Here is an 18846-nt window from a genome sequence, read left to right on the forward strand (position 1 = left end):
TCAGCGCTGCCTCACCCGGGTGTGCAGATAGAGCCCGAGTTGCTCGCCGTAGGTGCTCAGCGCATCGGCCGTCAGCATCTCCAGATGCGTGCTGTCGACCGAGTAGATCGCGATTTCTCCGGCGACATATGGTCGCCAAAGCCGCTGCTGGGACCGGGCCGCTCGCCCGGTTCGAAGGCCTCGCCACCGTGACCTTCCCCGCCTTTCGTCGGTTCTGCCCCGGGCGGCGGAGAAAATGACCACGTCGCCGTCGAACACCCCGGGCGTATGGTCCAGCAGGTATCGCTGGTTGGTCTGGACGCTGTGCACCATGAGCTCCAGCAACTGCTGGGGCGGCAGCGGGATCCCAGCTCCGTGCTGATGCACCAATTCCGCGGCCTGCCGGTATCCCAGCGGCCCGGACTGTGCGGGAATGTCGATCCGATTGGTCCGCAGGATGTGCTCCAGGATGTGGCTTTCATCCAGCGTCTGATTCTTTGCGATAGCCCGGTTGGCGGTGAGTCTCGCGACGAACTTGTTGGCGCTGAACACCGGGTCGATCAGCACCAGGCTCTCGACGACGCGTCCGCGTCGCTGCAGTTCGATCGCGAGTTCGTGGGCGACGACACCGCCGAACGACCAACCGAGCAGCTTGTAGGGCCCGTCGGGATAGCGGGCTTGGATACGGTCTGCGTAGTTGGCCGCGATGCCGCGAATCGAAGCCGGCTCGGCTTCGCCGTCGTGCGAGATCTGGTTGATCCCGATGATCGGGCAATCCAGGTACTCGGCCAGCGCACGATAGGCCCAACTCAGTCCGAGGCCGTCGTGAATGCAGCACAGCGGTGCGCCGGGGCCCTCCTGGAAGACCTCGACTCCGACCACCTCCGCGGCGCTGTCCTGGGCGCCGAGCTGCTCACTGAGATTTCGCACCGACGGGGCGTAGAACATGGTGCGTACCGGAAGGTGGACGTCGAGAGCCGCGTTGACCGCGGCGATCACGCGCATCGCGGATAGCGAATCGCCGCCGAGGTCGAAGAACGAGTCGTCGACGCCGACCCGCTCGATCCCCAGGACTTGGGCATAGATCCCCGCGATGACCTGCTCCGTCTCGGTTTGCGGGGCCTGGAATGGCGTGGCGGCGAACACCGGCGCCGGAAGCGCCTTGCTGTCGATCTTGCCCGACGAGGTCAACGGGAACTCGTCGATCACCACGATCTGCGCCGGCACCATGTACTCGGGTAGCCGCGCGCTCAACCGCTGGCGCACCGCGCTGATCTCCATGTTGGTGTTGGGGTTGTTGGCGTGCGCGCTGCGCTGGTGGGCCTCGGGGCGGGGCAGGTAGAGGTCGGTCAGCGGGAGATCGGCGGAGACGAGGAAGACGGCGTCAAGGCTGCCCGGCTCGGCGCCCCAGGTGACCGCGACCTGGTAACCGGCGTTTTCCCCGAGGCGGTGCAGCTGTTCGGGAGTGACGCTCTCGGGGCCCGGTGGGGGCGGGGTGAGTGCATCGGCCAACGGTCTCCCGTCGGCCAGCGCGCGTTCGATGCGCACATCGCTGTCCAGTCCGGCCCGCGGGATTCCGGTCACGCGCACCGCGGCGGGGCGTTGCGAGGCCAGGCGGGTGTGCAGGCCGAGCAGGCCCGCGCATTCGCTCCACGTCCAGCTGGGCGCCGACGCCACGGAACGTAGGGGTCCCGGGGTCTTGCGGATGACGACGTCGTAGCGATACCGGTTGAGTTCGTTGTCGGCCATGCCGCGCTTGACCTGGATGTCGAGTCCGGCAGCGGACGGGTGGCCGGCGGCCCAGGTGGTGAAAAACTCTGGGGCCAAGAGTAATTCAGGTTCGCTGACGACGGCCCGGTGTACTCGCTGGCGGATCTCGGCAACGTCGGCGGTGGTGGTGCGGGCCAGGGCGACCCCGGTTTGGAAGGCGTCCTGCAGGGCGTGGTTACGGATGTCGCCGAGGAACAGTGCGCCGCCCGGCGCGAGCAACTCCATGGCGTTGCCGATCAGGTCGGCCAGGTATGCCGCGTTCGGGAAGTACTGGACGACCGAGTTGACGATGATCGTGTCGAAGTAACCGGAAGGCAATCCCTCGGTCACGTGGGCGGGCCGGGCCAGCAGTTGGACCCGATCACGCCACGGGATCTGCAGCTGCTCCAGCGAACGGGCGAGGTTCTCGATGGCCACCGCCGACATATCGGTCGCGACATAGCGTTCACAGTGCGGGGCGATCTGCGACAGCAACAGCCCGGAACCGGCGCCGATCTCGAGTACCCGCCTCGGCCGCAGGCCCGTGATCCGGTGCACTGTGGCCGCACGCCACTCCTGCATCTCTTCGAGCGGAATCGGTTCACCGGTGTAACTGCTGTTCCAGCCCCGGAAATCCATGCCGAATCGCGGCACCGCGTCCTGGCCGTCGTACAGGTCGTCGTACACGTCTTGCCACTGGCCGACGATTTCGGCGTCGTGGTCGGCGGTGCTGGTGCGCCGCAGGGTGAGGTAAGCGACGAGGTTTTCACCGGCGTTGCCGTGGTGCACCATCGTGACGGCCTGGCTGACCTGCGGGCAGTCCAGCAGGGCATTCTCGATCTCGCCGAGCTCGATGCGATAGCCGCGGATCTTGACCTGGTCGTCGGCGCGCCCGACATACCGCAACTGCCCCTCGGCGCTCCAGGACACCAGGTCGCCGGTGCGATACATCCGTGTTCCCGGCCCACCGAAGGGGCACGCCAGGAACCGCGACGCCGTCAGGTCCGGCCGGCGCACGTATCCGTCGGCCAGGCCGGCACCGGCGACGTACAGCTCCCCGACCACGCCGGCCGGAACGCGGCGTAACCAGTTGTCCAGCACGAAAAACGCCAGATGGGCCAGCGGCCCGCCGATGGGGCTGACCGGGCTGCCGACGTCGCCGTCGACGAGCTCCCGGAACGAGGCGTGCACCGTCGTCTCGGTGATGCCGTACATGTTGATCAGCCGCGGCGAGCGCGGATGCCTCTGCAGCCACGTCCGAAGACGTTGTGGCTCAAGGGCTTCACCACCGAACACCACGGTTTGAAGCGCCAGCTGTTCGACGGGCTCGGGGGAGAGCGCATCGGCGGTTTGCAGCGCATAGAACGCCGTCGGGGTTCGGCTCAGCACGCCGACGCGTTCGGCGACCAGCAGCGCGTGGAAGTCCTCGGGCGAACGGGCCACCGATTCGGGCACCACCACCAGCCGACCGCCATAGAGCAGCGCACCCCAGATCTCCCACACCGAGAAGTCGAAGGCCAGCGAATGACATTGTGTCCAGGCCTGTTTCATCGCCATCTCGCCTTCCAGCGACTGCAGTAGCCGGGTCACGTTGCGGTGCGCGACGGCGACACCCTTGGGCGTGCCGGTGGTACCCGACGTGTAGATGAGGTACGCGGTGTCATCGGGGGCCGGCATGGGTAGAGCGGTGCTCGGGTAGCCGGAGATGCGGGGATCGTCGACCGAAATGACCGCCAGGTCGTGCCCGTCCAGACGGCCGGACAGCATGGCAGTGGTGATCGCGGCGACCGGCTTGGCGTCGGCGACCATGAATCCGATCCGGGCGTCGGGGTGGGCCGGATCGATCGCCAGGTAAGCCGCCCCGGTCTTCAGCACCGCCAGGATCGCGATGATCGCCTCGGCGGAGCGGGTAAACAGCAGTGCCACAGTCTGTCCCGGGGCCGCCCCGTGAGCGGTCAGCAGATGCGCCAGCCGGTTCGCGTCCTCCTCGAGCTCGCGATAGGTCATCGACAGGCCGGCGAAGGTGACGGCCAGCGCACCGGGTGTGCGCGCGACTTGCTCGGCCCAGCGCAGCGGGATCGACGCGACGTCGGAACTGGGCCCGCTCAGCACTGCCCGGTTGCCCCAACGGTCCAGGCGCTCATACTCTTCGGGCTCAACGAGATCCACCGACGACAGCCGCTGGGTCGGGTCGGTGGTGATGGCCACCAACACCCGTTGCAGTCGCTCGATCAACGCACTGATGGTCGCCGCATCGAACACGTCGGTGCGATATTCGACCGTCCCGCCGATCCCGGCCGGGTCACCGGCGTCGTCCCAGTGCTCGGCGAGATGGAACACCAAATCCATTCGGGCGGTTTGGGTGTCCATCGGCAGCTGAGCGACCTGCAGATCATCGAGGGTCAATCCGGTGGCGGAGTCGACCTGCTGTCCCGGTGCGCTCTGCCAGGCCAGCATCACCTGGATCAGCGGGTGATGAGTCAGGGAGCGGGTGGGATTGATGCGCTCGACGAGCACCTCGAAGGGGACGTCTTGGTGCTCATAGGCGGAAAGGCTGCGTCGACGGACCTGCGCCAGCAGCTCGGCATAGCTGGGGTCGCCGTCCACCTCGACGCGCAACACCAGGGTGTTGACGAAGAAGCCGACCAGTTCGTCGAGCGCCGGGTCACGCCGCCCTGCGATCGGGAAGCCCACCGCCACATCGGAACTGGCGCTGACCGCCGAGAGCAGTACCGCCAGGGCGGCCTGAATCACCATGAAGCTGGTCGCGTTGTGCTCGCGGGCGGTCTCGCGGATGCGCTGTTGCAACTCGGCCGGCCACTGCAACGCCACGTGGGAGCCGCGATAGTCGGCGACCAACGGGTAGGGCCGATCGGTGGGCAGCTGCAACCGCTCGGGCATTCCGGCCAGCGCGTGTTCCCAGTACGCCAGCTGCGCGGCGATCGGGCTGTCGGCGTCGGCCAGATCACCGAATTGCTTGCGCTGCCAGAGTGTGTAGTCGACGTACTGCACCGACAGCGGCGCCCGTTGCGGGTTCCGGTGCTGGCGTCGAGCCCGGTAGGCTTCGCCGATGTCCCTTACCATCGGCGCCAGCGACCATCCGTCAAAGGCGATGTGGTGCACCACGATCCCGACGTAGTATTCCTCGGCAGTCACCGAGTAGATCTGCGCGCGAATCGGGATCTCGGCCGACAAATCGAACCGGTACTTCGCCAATTCCACCATTTCGGAGACCATGTGGTGTCGCGCCAGCGGTACCACCGCATCGCGGCCGCGCCGCCACATTCCCGGCGCGGCCGGTAGCACCTCCTGGTACGGCACGCCGTCGATCTCGACGAAGATGGTGCGCAGCGACTCGTGGCGGGCGATCACGTCGTCGAGGGCCGCGTCCAGTGCCTCGATGTCCAGTGACCCGCTGATCCGGAACGCGGTCGGCATGTTGTAGGTCGCGACCCCGCCCTCGAACCGGTAGAGGAACCACAACCGGGACTGCGCGAAGGACAGCGGAATCAGAGCCGGCCGCTGGCCCGCGACCAGCGGCTGACGCCGGCCGGTTCGGTCGCTGCCGATGCGGGGTGCCAACCGCGCGACGGTGGGTGCGTCGAACAGGGTGTGGACTTCGAGGTCGGCGTCGAGAGCGGAGTTGACAGCGGTGATCAGGCGCATCGCGGAGAGGGAGTCGCCGCCCAGGTCGAAGAAGGAGTCGTCGGTGCCGACGTGCTCGAGTCCGAGCACTTGGGCGTAGATGCCGGTCAGAATTTCCTCGACGGCAGTGGTGGGCGCGCGGTAGTTGTCGCGGTCGTGGTAGTCCGGCGCCGGCAAGGCGCGGACGTCGAGTTTGCCGTTCGTGGTCAGCGGCAATGCCTCGAGTGCCACGATGGCGGCCGGGATCATGTAGGCAGGAAGCTTGTCCGCCAACGCATTTCGCAGCACGGTAGGGTCGGCGGTTCCGGTGACATACCCGACCACGCGGGTGGTGCCGGGCGGGTACTCGCGAGTGATCGCCGCGGCCTGTTCGACGCCGTCCAAACCGGCCAGCGCAGTTTGGATTTCACCCAGCTCGACACGGTAGCCGCGGATCTTGACCTGCTCGTCGGCGCGCCCGACGTAGTCCAGCTGCCCGTCGGGATGCCAACGGACCAGGTCTCCGGTGCGATACATTCGTGCCCCGCGCTCGCCGAAGGGGCAGGGCACAAATCGTGCTGCCGTCAATCCCGGCCGGTGCAGGTATCCGCATGCCACGCCGTCGCCGGCGACATACAACTCACCGACCACGCCAATGGGGACCGGACGCAGCCAGTCGTCCAGCACGAACAGCGCGGCGGTCGAAACCGGCCCGCCGATGGGTGCGGTCCCCGAGCCCGCCGTCAGCGGCGCACTCATCGAGGCGTAGACGGTGACCTCGGTCGGACCGTAGGCGTTGATCACCACGCGGCCGTCCGCCCATTGGTCCACGACGTCGGCGGGGCAGGCCTCACCGCCCAGCAGCACCGCCACCGATCCCAATCGGCTCGGTGTCAATGTCGCCGCGGCTGAGGGGGTTTGGGTGAGAACCGTGACGCGTTCATTGACAAGTAGTTCGTGGAAGTCCTCGGGTGAGGCGGCCACCGACTCCGGTACCACGACCAGGCGTCCGCCGCCGAGCAGGGCGGCCCAGACCTCCCACACCGAGAAGTCGAAACCGTAGGAGTGGCATTGCGTCCACACCTGTGCCAGCGGCAAGTGTGTAGGGGTTGAGCTGACCAGGTGGGCCAGGTTGCGATGAGTCACCGCAACACCTTTGGGAACACCGGTAGTGCCGGATGTATAGATCAGGTACGCGATATTGTCGGGCGACGGTGCCACCGGCGCGGTGGCTGGCTGGGTATGCACGACGGGGTCGTTGACGTCGACGATCGATAGGTCGTGGCCGTCCAGTCGCGGGCGCAACTCGTCGGTGGTGAGCGCCGCAACCGGGGTGGCGTCGGCGAGCATGAACCCGATCCGTGCATCGGGCAGGGCCGGGTCGATCGCCAGATAGGCCGCTCCGGTCTTGAGCACCGCGAGCATCGCGACAATGGCTTCGGGTGAGCGCGTAAACAGCAGTGCCACAAATTGTCCGGGGCCGGCCCCGTAGCCGGCCACCAGGTGCGCCAGCCGGTTGGCGGCCTCGTCCAGCTCGCGATAGCTGTGCTGGCGTCCCCGGAAACTCACCGCCACCGCGTCCGGGTCGCGCTGCACGTGCTCGGCGAACAATTCGGGGATCGACACCGGCGCGGCCGCGCGCCGGGCCAACACGGCTCGGTTGCCGACCTCATCCATCAGGGCCTGCTCGTCGGAGTCCAACAGCTGAACCGACGACAACCTGCGAGCGGGTGCAGTGGTCATGGCCAGCAGTACGTCGTGCAGCTGCAGGATAAGGGTGTCGATGCTGTCCGCCGCGAAAATGTCGGTGTTGTACTCGACGCGCAGCCCGAGTTCCTTGCCGGGCATGGCTTGCAGCGTCAGGGGGTAGTGGTTGTATTCGCGCGCGGTCATCTCGGTGATGGCCAGCCCGTCGACACCGGCGAGGCTGGCTGCGTCGACGGGGTAGTTTTCGAACACGAACAGCGTGTCGAAGAGTTGGTCGTGACCCGTGACGCGATGGATCTCGGACAGCGCCAGGTGCTGGTGCTCGAGGGTGTCGTTGTTGGCGCGATGCAGTTGATTGAGAAGGTCGGCGGTGGTGGTCAGCGGCGTGCAATTGGCCCGCACCGGGACGGTGTTGATCAGCAGGCCCACCATCGAGTCTGCGCCGGGCAGCTCGGTGGGACGGCCGGACACCGCGGTGCCGAAAGCGACGTCGTGCTGACCGGTCAGCCACATCAGCAGCTGTGCCCAGCCGACCTGCAACACCGTGTTGAGCGTGGTGTGATGTGCGCGAGCCAGGTCACTCAGCGACTGGGTCATCTGTTCGCTGACCCGAGAAGTCCCGACCCCTCTGCGCCCCAGCCCGATTCGCGCCGGTGGTCCCACCAGGGTGGGAATCTCGAACCCCGCGAACGCCTTTCGCCAGGCCGTCTGCGCGGCACCGATGTCACGCTCGGCCAGCCAAGCGACGAACCGGCGGTAGGGCGTGGGTGCGGGGAGTCGATGCCCGAAATAGCTGGCGAAGATCTCCTGGGCCAGGATCGGTAGCGACCAGCCATCCAACACGATGTGGTGGTTGGTGAGCAGCAGTCGATGGCGATCCTTGGCGGTGTGGATCAAGGCGACCCGGAATGCCGGCGGCTCAGTCAGATTGCATACCGCACTTCGTTCGGCCGCGCACACGCGCTCGACGGACTGCGCATCTTCGCCGAGTTCGATGTATTGCCACCCCGGCACCGGATCGGCCGGGATGACCTGGACCGGTTCGTCGAATTGACGGCAGAAGCGGGCGGCCAGGTTGGGGTGGCGGCCGATCACGGTGTGCACGGCGCGGCGCAGCCGGTCGGCGTCCAGCGGCCCGGTGATGGTGATGCCGAGTTGCATGGCGTAGATATCGTCGGTATTGCCGTGGATTGTGTTGGCGTGGAACAGCAGTCCTTGCTGCAGGGGGGTGAGCGGCAGGATATCGGCGGTGGGATCCTGCCGGCACAACTCGTCGATCTGCTGCTGATTCAGTCGGGCCGGGACGATGTCGGACGGGGTCAGTCCGCCGCCGCCGCGCTGGACGTGAGCGCAGATTCCCGTCAGGGCGTCGAACCACAGCCGGCTGAGCCGGCTGATCTGCGACTCGTCGATTGCCGAGGGTGCCCAGGTCCAGTTGGCGTGCAGTGCAGGTCCGGTGTCGGTGTCCAGCGTGCTGGCGTTGAGTTCGACGCTGTGCCCCAACGGCATTGGAATCGCAGCAGACGCCGCCGCCATCGAGAGCCCGTCTTGGCTGATCTGCCATAGGTCGTCGGAGAGTTCGGTCGCGCCGCCGAGTCGCCCGAGATAGTTGAACCCAATCGCCGGGTCGGGCCCGGTCAAGTCGACCTCGGGGTTGAGATAGCGCAGCAGCCCGTAGGTGAGTCCGTCCGGCAGCGCGCGCAGCTGTTCTTTTGCATCCTTGATCAGCGCACCCAGCGCCGGGTCACCGGCGCGCACCTGCGCCCAGTTCAGGCCGTCAACGCTCAGTGCCACCGGGTATTTGGTGGTGAACCAGCCCACAATGCGCGACAGGTCCACATCGTCGGCCAGCTCCTCGTGTCGGCCGTGGCCCTCGACTTCGATGCCGATCGGCGAGTCGATGTTCAGAAACTCTGCCCAGGCCATTGCGAACGCGATCAGCAGAATGTCTTGCACGCCGGCGTGAAACGCCGCGGGCACCTCCCCCAGCAGCATGCGGGTGGTCTCGGTATCCAGTTCCGCCGCCATCTGGCCGGCACTTGCGTAGGTGTCGAGGTCGGGGTTGGGTGCGGGAATTGCGGACGGGGTCGCCAGCACACGTGTCCACGCGTCGGCCTGCTCGACGACCTGCGCGGTGCGGGCATATTCGGACAGCAGTGACGACCACCGGGCGAACGACGTTCCGCCCGCGGGTAGCGCGATCGGCTGCCCGTTGTGCTGCTGACCCCAGGCGATGTTGATGTCCTCCAACAGGATTCGCCACGACACCGCATCGACGGCCAGGTGATGGATGATCAGCATCAGCTGCCTGGTGGCGCTCGCCCACACGGCGCTCAACATTGTCCCGGCGGCCGGGTTCAGCCGCGCCCGGGCCGCGATCAACGCCGTTTCAGACAGTTCGTCAACGGTGGCCAGGCACCCGCGGGCATCCGCCGAACCGACCTCGGGTACTTCCAGGGAGCCGTCGCCGGCTACGCGCAACCGCAACATGGCATGCCGATCGAGCAACGCCTGGAGAACGAGCACGACGTCATCTTCGGTCACTGCGGCGGGCGCCTGCACCACCAATGCCTGGTTGAAATCCTCGACCGGACCGTCGGTGTTCAGCAGCCAGCGCATGATCGGGGTGGCCACCGCGGGCCCGACGCCCTCATCGGCGGTCGCACTGGCGTCGGCCACCGTGGCAACCTGGGCCAGCCGCGCGACCGTCTGCTCGACGAAAATGTCGCGCGGACGGCACACCACACCGGCCGCCCGGGCCCGCGCGACCACTTGCATCGACAAGATGCTGTCGCCACCCAGATCGAAGAAGGAATCGTCGACCCCGACCCGCTCGAGGCCGAGGACTTCGGCGTAGATCGTGGCCAGGATTTCCTCGGTGGCACTGCCAGGAGCACGGTAGCGATCCACATCGCGATACTCCGGAGCGGGCAGGGCGCGAGTGTCGAGTTTCCCGTTCACCGTCAACGGCAGCGCGTCGATCGGCACCACCGCCGACGGGATCATGTACGGCGGCAGCCGATCGGCCAGCGCCGCGCGTATCTGCGCGGGGTCGGCGGTGCCGGTGATGTAGCCCACCAGGCGTGCGGTGCCGGGGCGGTCTTCGCGGGTGACCACCACCGCCTGATCCACACCATCCAAACTGGCCAGCGCGGAACGGATCTCGCCGAGCTCGATACGGTAGCCGCGGATTTTGACCTGCTCGTCGGCACGCCCGAGGTAGTCGAGCTGTCCGTCCGTGCGCCACCGCACCAGGTCTCCGGTGCGATACATCCGTTGTCCAGATGATCCACCGAAGGGGCAGGCGACGAACCGCGATGCCGTCAGGCCGGCTCGTCCGAGATACCCGCACGCCACGCCGTCACCGGCGATGTACAACTCGCCGACCACGCCAATGGGTACCGGGCGCAACCAGCCATCGAGGACAAACAGCGCCGCCGTCGACACCGGCGCACCGATCGGCACCACCGCCGTGTCCGGCGTCAACGGCGCGCTCATCGACGCGTACACGGTGGCCTCGCTGGGGCCGTAGGCGTTGATCACCACGCGACCGTGCGCCCATTGCCTCACCACCTCGGCCGGGCAGGGCTCGCCACCGAGCAGCAACGCCGTCGACTCCAGCCGTTGCGGTGCCAACGCCGCTACCGCGGAGGGAGTTTGGGTCAGCACGTTGACACGCTCGGCGACGAGCAGGGCATGGAAGTCGTCCGGTGCGGTCGTCACCGCCTCGGGCACTACCACCAGCCGGGCTCCGCCGAGCAGGGCGGCCCAGATCTCCCACACCGAGAAGTCGAAAGCATACGAGTGGCACTGCGTCCACACCTGCTCACCCGGCAGCTCTCGCGGCGTCGACTCCGCCAAGTGCGCCAGATTGCGGTGCGTGACCGCCACCTCCTTGGGAGTGCCGGTGGTACCCGAGGTGTAGACGAGGTAGGCGATCTCGTCGGGCGACGGCGCCGGCAGTGCCGTGCTGGGCTGAATGTCCACCGCGGGGTCATCGATGCTGATGACCGCGAGGTCGTGACCGTCTAAGCGGTGCAGCAGCTGCCGGGTGGTGATCGCGGCGGACGGCGCGGCATCGGTGAGCATGAAGCCGATTCGAGCGTCGGGAAGCGCCGGGTCGATCGCCAGGTAGGCAGCACCCGTCTTCAGCACCGCAAGCATCGCGACGATCGCCTCGGCCGACCGCTCCACTACGACTGCCACACACTGCCCAGCCCGCACGCCGTTAGCAATCAGTAAGTGCGCCAGCCGGTTCGAGGCCTCGTCGAGGCCGCGGTAGGTCAACGGGTCGCCCTCGAAGGTGATTGCCACCGCTTCGGGTGCGCGGGCTACATGTGCGGCGAACAGTGCCGGGACCGACTTCGAGGCCGCGGCAGGCCGGGTCAATACCGCGCGGTTGCCGATCTCGTCGAGGCGGGCGCGCTCGCTGACGTCCAGTAACCGGATCGAGGAGAACCGCCGGGTCGGGTCGGCGGTGACGGCGTCCAGCACCCGTTCGAATCGCCGGATCAGGATGTGGATGCTGTCGGCGTCGAATACGTCGGTGCGATACTCCACCGTCCCGCGGATGCCGGCGGGCTCACCGGCGCGGGTCCAACGTTCGACCAGTGAGAAAGCCAAATCCATTCGCGCGGTATGAGTGTCGATCGGCAGCGGGCTGGCCTCGACATCACCCAGCGCCAGCGCGGCGGCCGGGTCGTCGCCGTACAGGTTCTGCCAGCCCAACATCACCTGGACCAGCGGGTGATGCGTGAGGCTACGGGAAGGGTTGAGGCGTTCGACGAGAACCTCGAAGGGCACGTCCTGGTGTTCGTAGGCGGTCAGGCTGCGCTGGCGGACCTGGGCCAGCAGCTCGGCGACGGTGGGATCGCCGTCGACCTCGACGCGCAGCACCAGCGTGTTGACGAAGAACCCGACCAGCTCATCGAGTGCCGCCTCCCGGCGCCCCGCGATCGGGAAGCCCACGGCCACATCGGAACTCGTGCTGACGGACGCCAGCAGCACGGCGAGGGCGGCTTGCACCACCATGAAGCTGGTCGCGTTTTGCTCGCGGGCCAGCGTGCGTACCCGCTGCTGCAATTCGGCCGTCCACTCGATGTCGACGGTCGCGCCGCGCTGGTCGGCCACCGCCGGGTAGGGCCGATCGGTGGGGAGCGTCAAGCGTTCCGGAATGCCGGCCAGCGCGTCTTGCCAGTAGGACAGCTGGGTGGCGATGGGGCTGCCGGGGTCGTCAAGACGACCGAACTGTGCGTGCTGCCATAGCGTGTAATCGGCGTACTGAACCGGCAATTGCATCCAGCCCGGTCGTTCTCCGGCACACCGCGCGGCATACGCCGCGCCCAGGTCACGTACCAGCGGGGCGACCGAGGAGCCGTCGGCGGCGATGTGGTGCACCACGCCGACCAGGACGTGCTCGTTTGGGCCGAGGTGGAAAAGTGTTGCGCGTATTGGAATCTCGCTCGTCAAGTCGAAGGTGTGTCCCGCCGCGGCCTCGAACGCGGCGTTCTGCTTCGCCGTGGTCCAGTCGCGGGCATCGACTACCTGCCAGGCGAACTCGGCGCGCTCGACGGCCACCACCACCTGCTGGGGGACGCCGTCGGGCGCCACATACAGCGTCCGCAAGCTCTCGTGCCGGGCGACCACATCGCCGAGCGCGGCACCCAGCGCGTCGACATCGAGGTGACCGGACAACCGCAACGCGACCGCCATGTTGTAGACCGGGGACGGCCCCTGCAGCTGATCCAGGAACCACAAGCGGGATTGGGCGAAGGACAGCGGCACCACCGCGGGGCGCGGCCAGGCCGCCAATGGCTCCAGCCATCCTCGGCCCGTCCCGACACGCGGTGCCAGCCGGGAGATCGTCGGAGCGTCGAACAGGGTGTGCACCTGCAGGCCCGCGTCGAGGCCGGAGTTGATCGTGGCGATCAGGCGCATCGCCAACAGCGAGTCACCACCGAGGTCGAAGAATGAGTCGTCGACACCCACCTGTTCGACACCGAGGACTTGCGCGTAAATGCCGGCGAGGATCTCCTCGATGGCGGTGGAGGGGGCGCGGTAATCGCCGCCGCTGCCTTGATATTCGGGTGCGGGCAGGGCACGGATGTCGAGCTTCCCGTTGGGCGTGCGCGGCAATGTCTGTACGGCGACCAACGCGGACGGCACCATGTAGGACGGCAGCCGCTCGACCAGTGCGCTGCGCAGCGCGGCCGTGTCTGCGGATCCGGTGATGTAGCCGACGAGCCGTTTGGCGCCGAAGCGGTCCTCGCGGGTGATCACCACGGCCTGTTCGACGCCGTCGAGGTTGATCAGGGCCGTTTGGATTTCGCCGAGTTCGACACGGTAGCCGCGGATCTTGACCTGATCGTCGGCACGGCCCAGGTAGTCGAGTTGCCCATCGGGGCGCCAGCGCACCAAGTCTCCGGTGCGATACATCCGATCGCCCGGTTGCCCGTAAGGGCAGGCGACAAATCGGGATGCGGTCAACGCGGTGCGGCCGAGATAGCCACAAGCCACGCCCGGCCCGGCCACATACAACTCGCCGACCACTCCGGGCGATACCGGGCGCAACCAGCCGTCGAGGACGAACAGGGCCGCGGTCGATACCGGCGCTCCGATCGGCACGACGGCGGTGCCCGGTGTCAGCGGGGTGCTCATCGAGGCGTACACGGTGGCTTCGGTGGGGCCGTAGGCATTGATCACCACCCGGCCGGGCGCCCACTGATCCACCACCTCCGCGGGGCATGCTTCCCCGCCTAGCAGCACCGCTACCGACTCCAGCCCTTGCGGAGTCAATGCCGCTGCAGCCGAGGGGGTTTGAGTGAGCACGTTCACCTGTTCACGCACCATCAGGGCGTGGAAGTCCGGTGGCGAGCTGGTCACCGCCTCGGGTACCACCACCAGGCGGGCACCGCCGAGCAGCGCGGCCCAGATCTCCCATACCGAGAAGTCGAAGCCATAGGAATGACATTGCGTCCACACCTGTGGCACGGGCAGCGCAGCCGGCGTCGACTCGGCCAGGTGTGCCAGGTTGCGATGAGTAACCGCAACACCTTTCGGGACACCGGTGGTGCCGGAGGTATAGATCAGGTAAGCGACGTCCTCCGGCGACGGCGTCGTGTCGGGCGCACCGGTGGGTAGCAGATCGACGGCGGGGTCGTCGATGTCGATGATCGGCAGATCGTGCCCGCGCAGCCGCGGCCGCAGGGCCGCGGTGGTGAGCGCGGCGACGGGCGCGGCATCGGTGAGCATGAATTCGATGCGGCTGTCGGGATGCGCGGGGTCGATCGCCAGGTACGCCGCTCCGGTTTTGAGTACCGCCAGCATCGCGACGACGGCTTCGGCGGAGCGTGAAAAGAGCAGTGCCACCGAATGTCCCGGGTGAGCACCCTGATCGGCCAGCAGATGCGCCACCCGGTTGGCGGACTCGTCCAGTTCGCGGTAGGTGATCGAGTGACCGTCGCAGGTGATCGCGATCGCATCGGGGGTGCGCACCGATTGCGCGGTGAACAGCTGCGGAATCGACGTGGCAGCAGGACCGCGTCGCGTCAGCACCGCCCGGTTGCCCAACTCGTCGAGGAGGGCGTGCTCGGCGTCGTCCAGCAGCTGGATCGAGGACAGCCGTTGTTCGGCATCGGCGGTCATGGCCGCCAGCACCCGGTGCAATCGCCCGATCAGCGCCTCAATGGTTTTCGCGTCGAAAAGCTCCGTGTCGTATTCCACACGCAGGCCGAGTTCGTCGGCGGGCATCGCCTGAAGGGTCAGCGGGTAGTGGTTGAATTCCCGGGCGGCCATCGCGGTGATGGCCAACCCGTTGCCCAGCACGGTCGACGTGTCGATGGGGTAGTTCTCGTAGACGAACAGGGTGTCGAACAGCTGGTCGTAGCCTGCGACGCGCTGGATTTCGGTGAGTGCCAGGTGCTGGTGATCGTAGGTGTGGTTGTTGGCCCGGTGCAGCTGGTCCAGCAAGTCGGCCGTCGTGGTGGCCGCGGTGCTGGTAGCCCGCACCGGCACGGTGTTGATCAGCAGACCGACCATCGAATCGGAGCCGGCCAGCTCGGGCGGGCGGCCCGAGACAGCGGTGCCGAAGACGACGTCGCGCTGGCCGGTCAGCCACATCAGCAGCTGCGCCCAGCCCGCCTGCAACACGGTGTTGACGGTGGTGTGATGCGCGCGGGCCAGCGCGCCCAGGGCGCGGGTCGTCTGTTCCGACAAAGTCGAACCGGCGGTGCCGCGGCGTCCGGGCCGCACGCGTCCCGGCGGTCCCACCAGCGTGGGGGAGTCGAAGCCGGCCAACGCTTCTCGCCAGGCCAGCTGTGCCGCGTCGATGTCTCGTTCGGCCAGCCAGGCGACGAACTTCCGATACGACCCGGCCGCGGGTAGTCGCTGCCCGTGGTAGCTGGCGAAGATCTCCTGCGCCAGAATCGGCAATGACCAGCCATCCAGCACGATGTGGTGATTCGTCAGCACACAGCGGTGCACGTCGTCGCCGGTGCGGATCAACGCCACCCGGAATGCCGGCGGTTCGGTCAGATCGCAGACCGCTTTGCGTTCGGCGGCACAGACCTGCTGGATGCGCTCCTCGGAGCTCAGCACGTAATACCGCCAGGGCACAACGGGATTGACGAGCAAGACCTGCACCGGTTCGTCGAACTGACGACAGAATCGGGCGGCCAGGTTGGGGTGACGGTTGATGACCGTACGCACGGCCTCGTGCAGCCGGTCCGCGTCGAGCGGTCCCGCGATAGTGAGGTCCAGCTGCATCGCGTACAGGTCGTCGGCGTTGCCGTTCGCGGCGCTGGCGTGGAAGAGCAGCCCCTGCTGCAGCGGAGTAAGCGGCAGGATATCGGCCACGCGGTCTTGCCGGCACAGCTCGTCAAGCTGCCGCTGGGTCAGCCGGGCCGGCACGACATCTGACGGTGTCAGCCCGCCGCCGCCTCGGCGAACGTGTGCGCAGATCCCCGTCAACGCCTCGAACCACAACTCGCTGAGGTGGTCGACCTGCTCGCCGCCGAGCACCGATGGCGCCCATGTCCACGTCGCCTGCAGACGTGGACCGGTGTCGGTGTCGATGGTGACCGCGTTGAGTTCTACGCTGTGTCCCAACGGCATTGGGATCGCCGAGGCGGTGGTCGCGACCGCCGCGCCGTCCCGGCTGACCCGCCACAGATCCTCGGACAGCTCGGCGGCGCCAGCGCCGAGTCGTCCCAAGTAGTTGAACGCGATCGCGGGGTCGGCTCCGGTCAGTTCGGCGTCAGGATTGAGATAGCGCAGCAGCCCGTAACTGAGTGGATCGGGCAGCGCGCGCAGCTGTTCCTTGGCGTCCTTGACCGCCGCACCCAGCGCGGCCTCACCGGCGAGCACCTGCGCCCAGCCCAGATCGCCGATGCGCAGCGCCACAGGGTATTTCGTAGTGAACCATCCCACCGTGCGGGACAAGTCGACACCGGCGGCCAATTCGTCGTGGCGGCCGTGGCCTTCGACATCGATACCGATGGCCGCGCCGGTGTCCAAGAACTCCGCCCAGGCCAGGCCGAACGCGATCAGCAGAATGTCTTGTACGCCGGTGTGAAACGCCGTGGGGACCTCGGTGAGCAGCATGCGGGTCGTCTCGGCATCCAGTTCGGCCGCCAACTGTCCCGCGCTGGCGTAGGTGTCCAGTTCGGGCCGGGGTGCCGGCAATGCGTTGGGTACCGCCGCGACCTGCCGCCACGCGTCCGCGTGTCGAAGCACCGCCGCGGAGCGGGCGTGCTCATCGAGCAGCGAAGCCCATCGGGCGAACGAGGTCCCCAGCGCCGGTAGTGCTATCGGCTGCCCGCTGCGGTGCTGGGCCCACGCGATATTGAGGTCTTCCAACAGGATTCGCCACGACACCCCGTCGACGGTCAGATGATGAGCGATCAGTACCAGCTGGGACGTCGAGGTAATCCACAGCGCGCTCACCATCGTCGCGCTGCCCGGATCCAACCGCTCCCGTGCCCGCGCCAGCACCTCGTCGGAGAGCACTTCCACGGATTGCAAACAGCTCCGCGCGTCGACCGACCCGGCCTCGCGTACCTGCAGCGACCACGCGTCGTCGACACGCAGCCGCAGCATTACGTGCCGATCCAGCAAGGCCTGCAACATCATTGCCACGTCGGCCTCGGTTACACCCGCGGGTGCCTGCACGACGACCGTCTGGTTGAACTGCTCGACCGGGCCGTCGACGTCGCGCAGCCATCGCATGATCGGGGTGGCCACCACCGGTCCGATGCCCTCGTCGTCCCCACCGGCGTCGTCGTCGACCACGCTGGCCACTCGGGCCAGCCGAGCCACGGTCTGCTCGACGAAAATGTCGCGCGGACGGCACAACACACCGGCCGCGCGCGATCGGGCAACCACTTGCATCGACAAGATGCTGTCGCCGCCCAGGTCGAAGAACGAGTCGTCGATGCCGACTCGTTCGAGGCCGAGGACTTGGGCGTAGATGCCGGCCAGGATTTCTTCGATAGCGTCCGTGGGGGCGCGATAGTGACCGGCATCGTCGTAATCGGGTGCGGGCAGCGCGCGGGTGTCGAGCTTTCCGTTGACGGTCAGCGGCAGCGCGTCCAACACGACGATCGCCGACGGGACCATGTAGGCGGGCAGCTGCTCGGCCAGCGCGGCGCGCAGGCCAGCCGGGTCGGCCGTGCCCGTGACGTAAGCGACGAGCCGGGTGGCGGTGCGCTCGTCGCGGGTGACGACGACGGCCTGGTCCACCCCGGCGAAGCTGGCGAGGGCGGTTTGGATTTCGCCGAGTTCGATTCGGTAGCCACGGATTTTGACCTGCTCGTCGGCGCGGCCGAGGTAGTCGAGCTGCCCGTCCGCGCGCCAGCGCACCAGGTCGCCGGTGCGGTACATCCGGCTGCCGGGTTCGCCGTACGGGCAGGCGACAAAGCGCGAGGCCGTCAATGCGGCCCGGCCCAGGTATCCGCACGCCACCCCGGTGCCCGCGACGTACAGCTCGCCGACCACCCCGGCCGGTACCGGGCGCAACCAGGGGTCCAACACGAACAGCGCCGCGGTGGCCACGGGCGCGCCGATGGGTGCGGCGCCCGATCCCGCGACCAGGGGATTGCTCATCGACGCGTAGACGGTGGCTTCGGTGGGGCCGTAGGCGTTGATCAGCGTGCGCCCGGGGGCCCACTGATCCACCACCTCGGCGGGGCAGGCCTCGCCGCCGAGGAGCAGCGACACGGACTCCAGCCCGTCCGGAGTCAATGCCGCTGCAGCGGAGGGGGTTTGGGTAAGGACATTGACTTGTTCGGCGCGCAGCAAAGCGTGGAAGTCGTGCGGCGAGGCCGCCACTTCTTCGGGGACGACAACCAATCGTCCGCCGCCGAGCAGGGCGGCCCAGATCTCCCAGACCGAGAAGTCGAATCCGTAGGAGTGGCATTGCGTCCATACCTGCGTCACCGGCAGCTGGCTGGGCGTGGACACCGCCAGGTGGGCCAGGTTGCGGTGGCTGACCGCAACACCTTTGGGTACGCCGGTGGTGCCCGACGTGTAGATCAGGTACGCGATGTCGTCAGGCGAGGGCGCCGGCAGCGCAATCGCCGGCTGGGACCCCACGGCAGGGTCATCGACGTCGATGACCGCGAGGTCGTAATCGCTCAGCCGCGGCCCCAGCTCCGCGGTAGTGATGGCGGCGACCGGGGTGGCGTCGGTGAGCATGAACCCGATCCGCGCGTCGGGATGGGCCGGATCCATCGGCAGATACGCTGCCCCCGTCTTCAGCACCGCCAGCATCGCGACGACAGCGTCGGCCGA

1 protein-coding gene (only partly in view) is annotated in these 18846 nt (G+C 67.6%); it reads right to left on the minus strand.

Annotated features, from left to right (window positions below; translation table 11 throughout):
* Positions 1 to 18846, minus strand: the 3' portion of a protein-coding gene (locus ACAG21_RS27120) for a non-ribosomal peptide synthase/polyketide synthase (RefSeq protein ID WP_370499359.1). 9207 nt of this gene lie beyond the right edge of the window; only the last 18846 of its 28053 coding nucleotides appear in the window; the start codon falls outside the window, past its right edge; its stop codon occupies positions 1 to 3.

Origin of the sequence: Mycobacterium sp. pR1184 (assembly GCF_041287235.1) — a bacterium.
In the GTDB taxonomy this organism is placed as follows: domain Bacteria; phylum Actinomycetota; class Actinomycetes; order Mycobacteriales; family Mycobacteriaceae; genus Mycobacterium.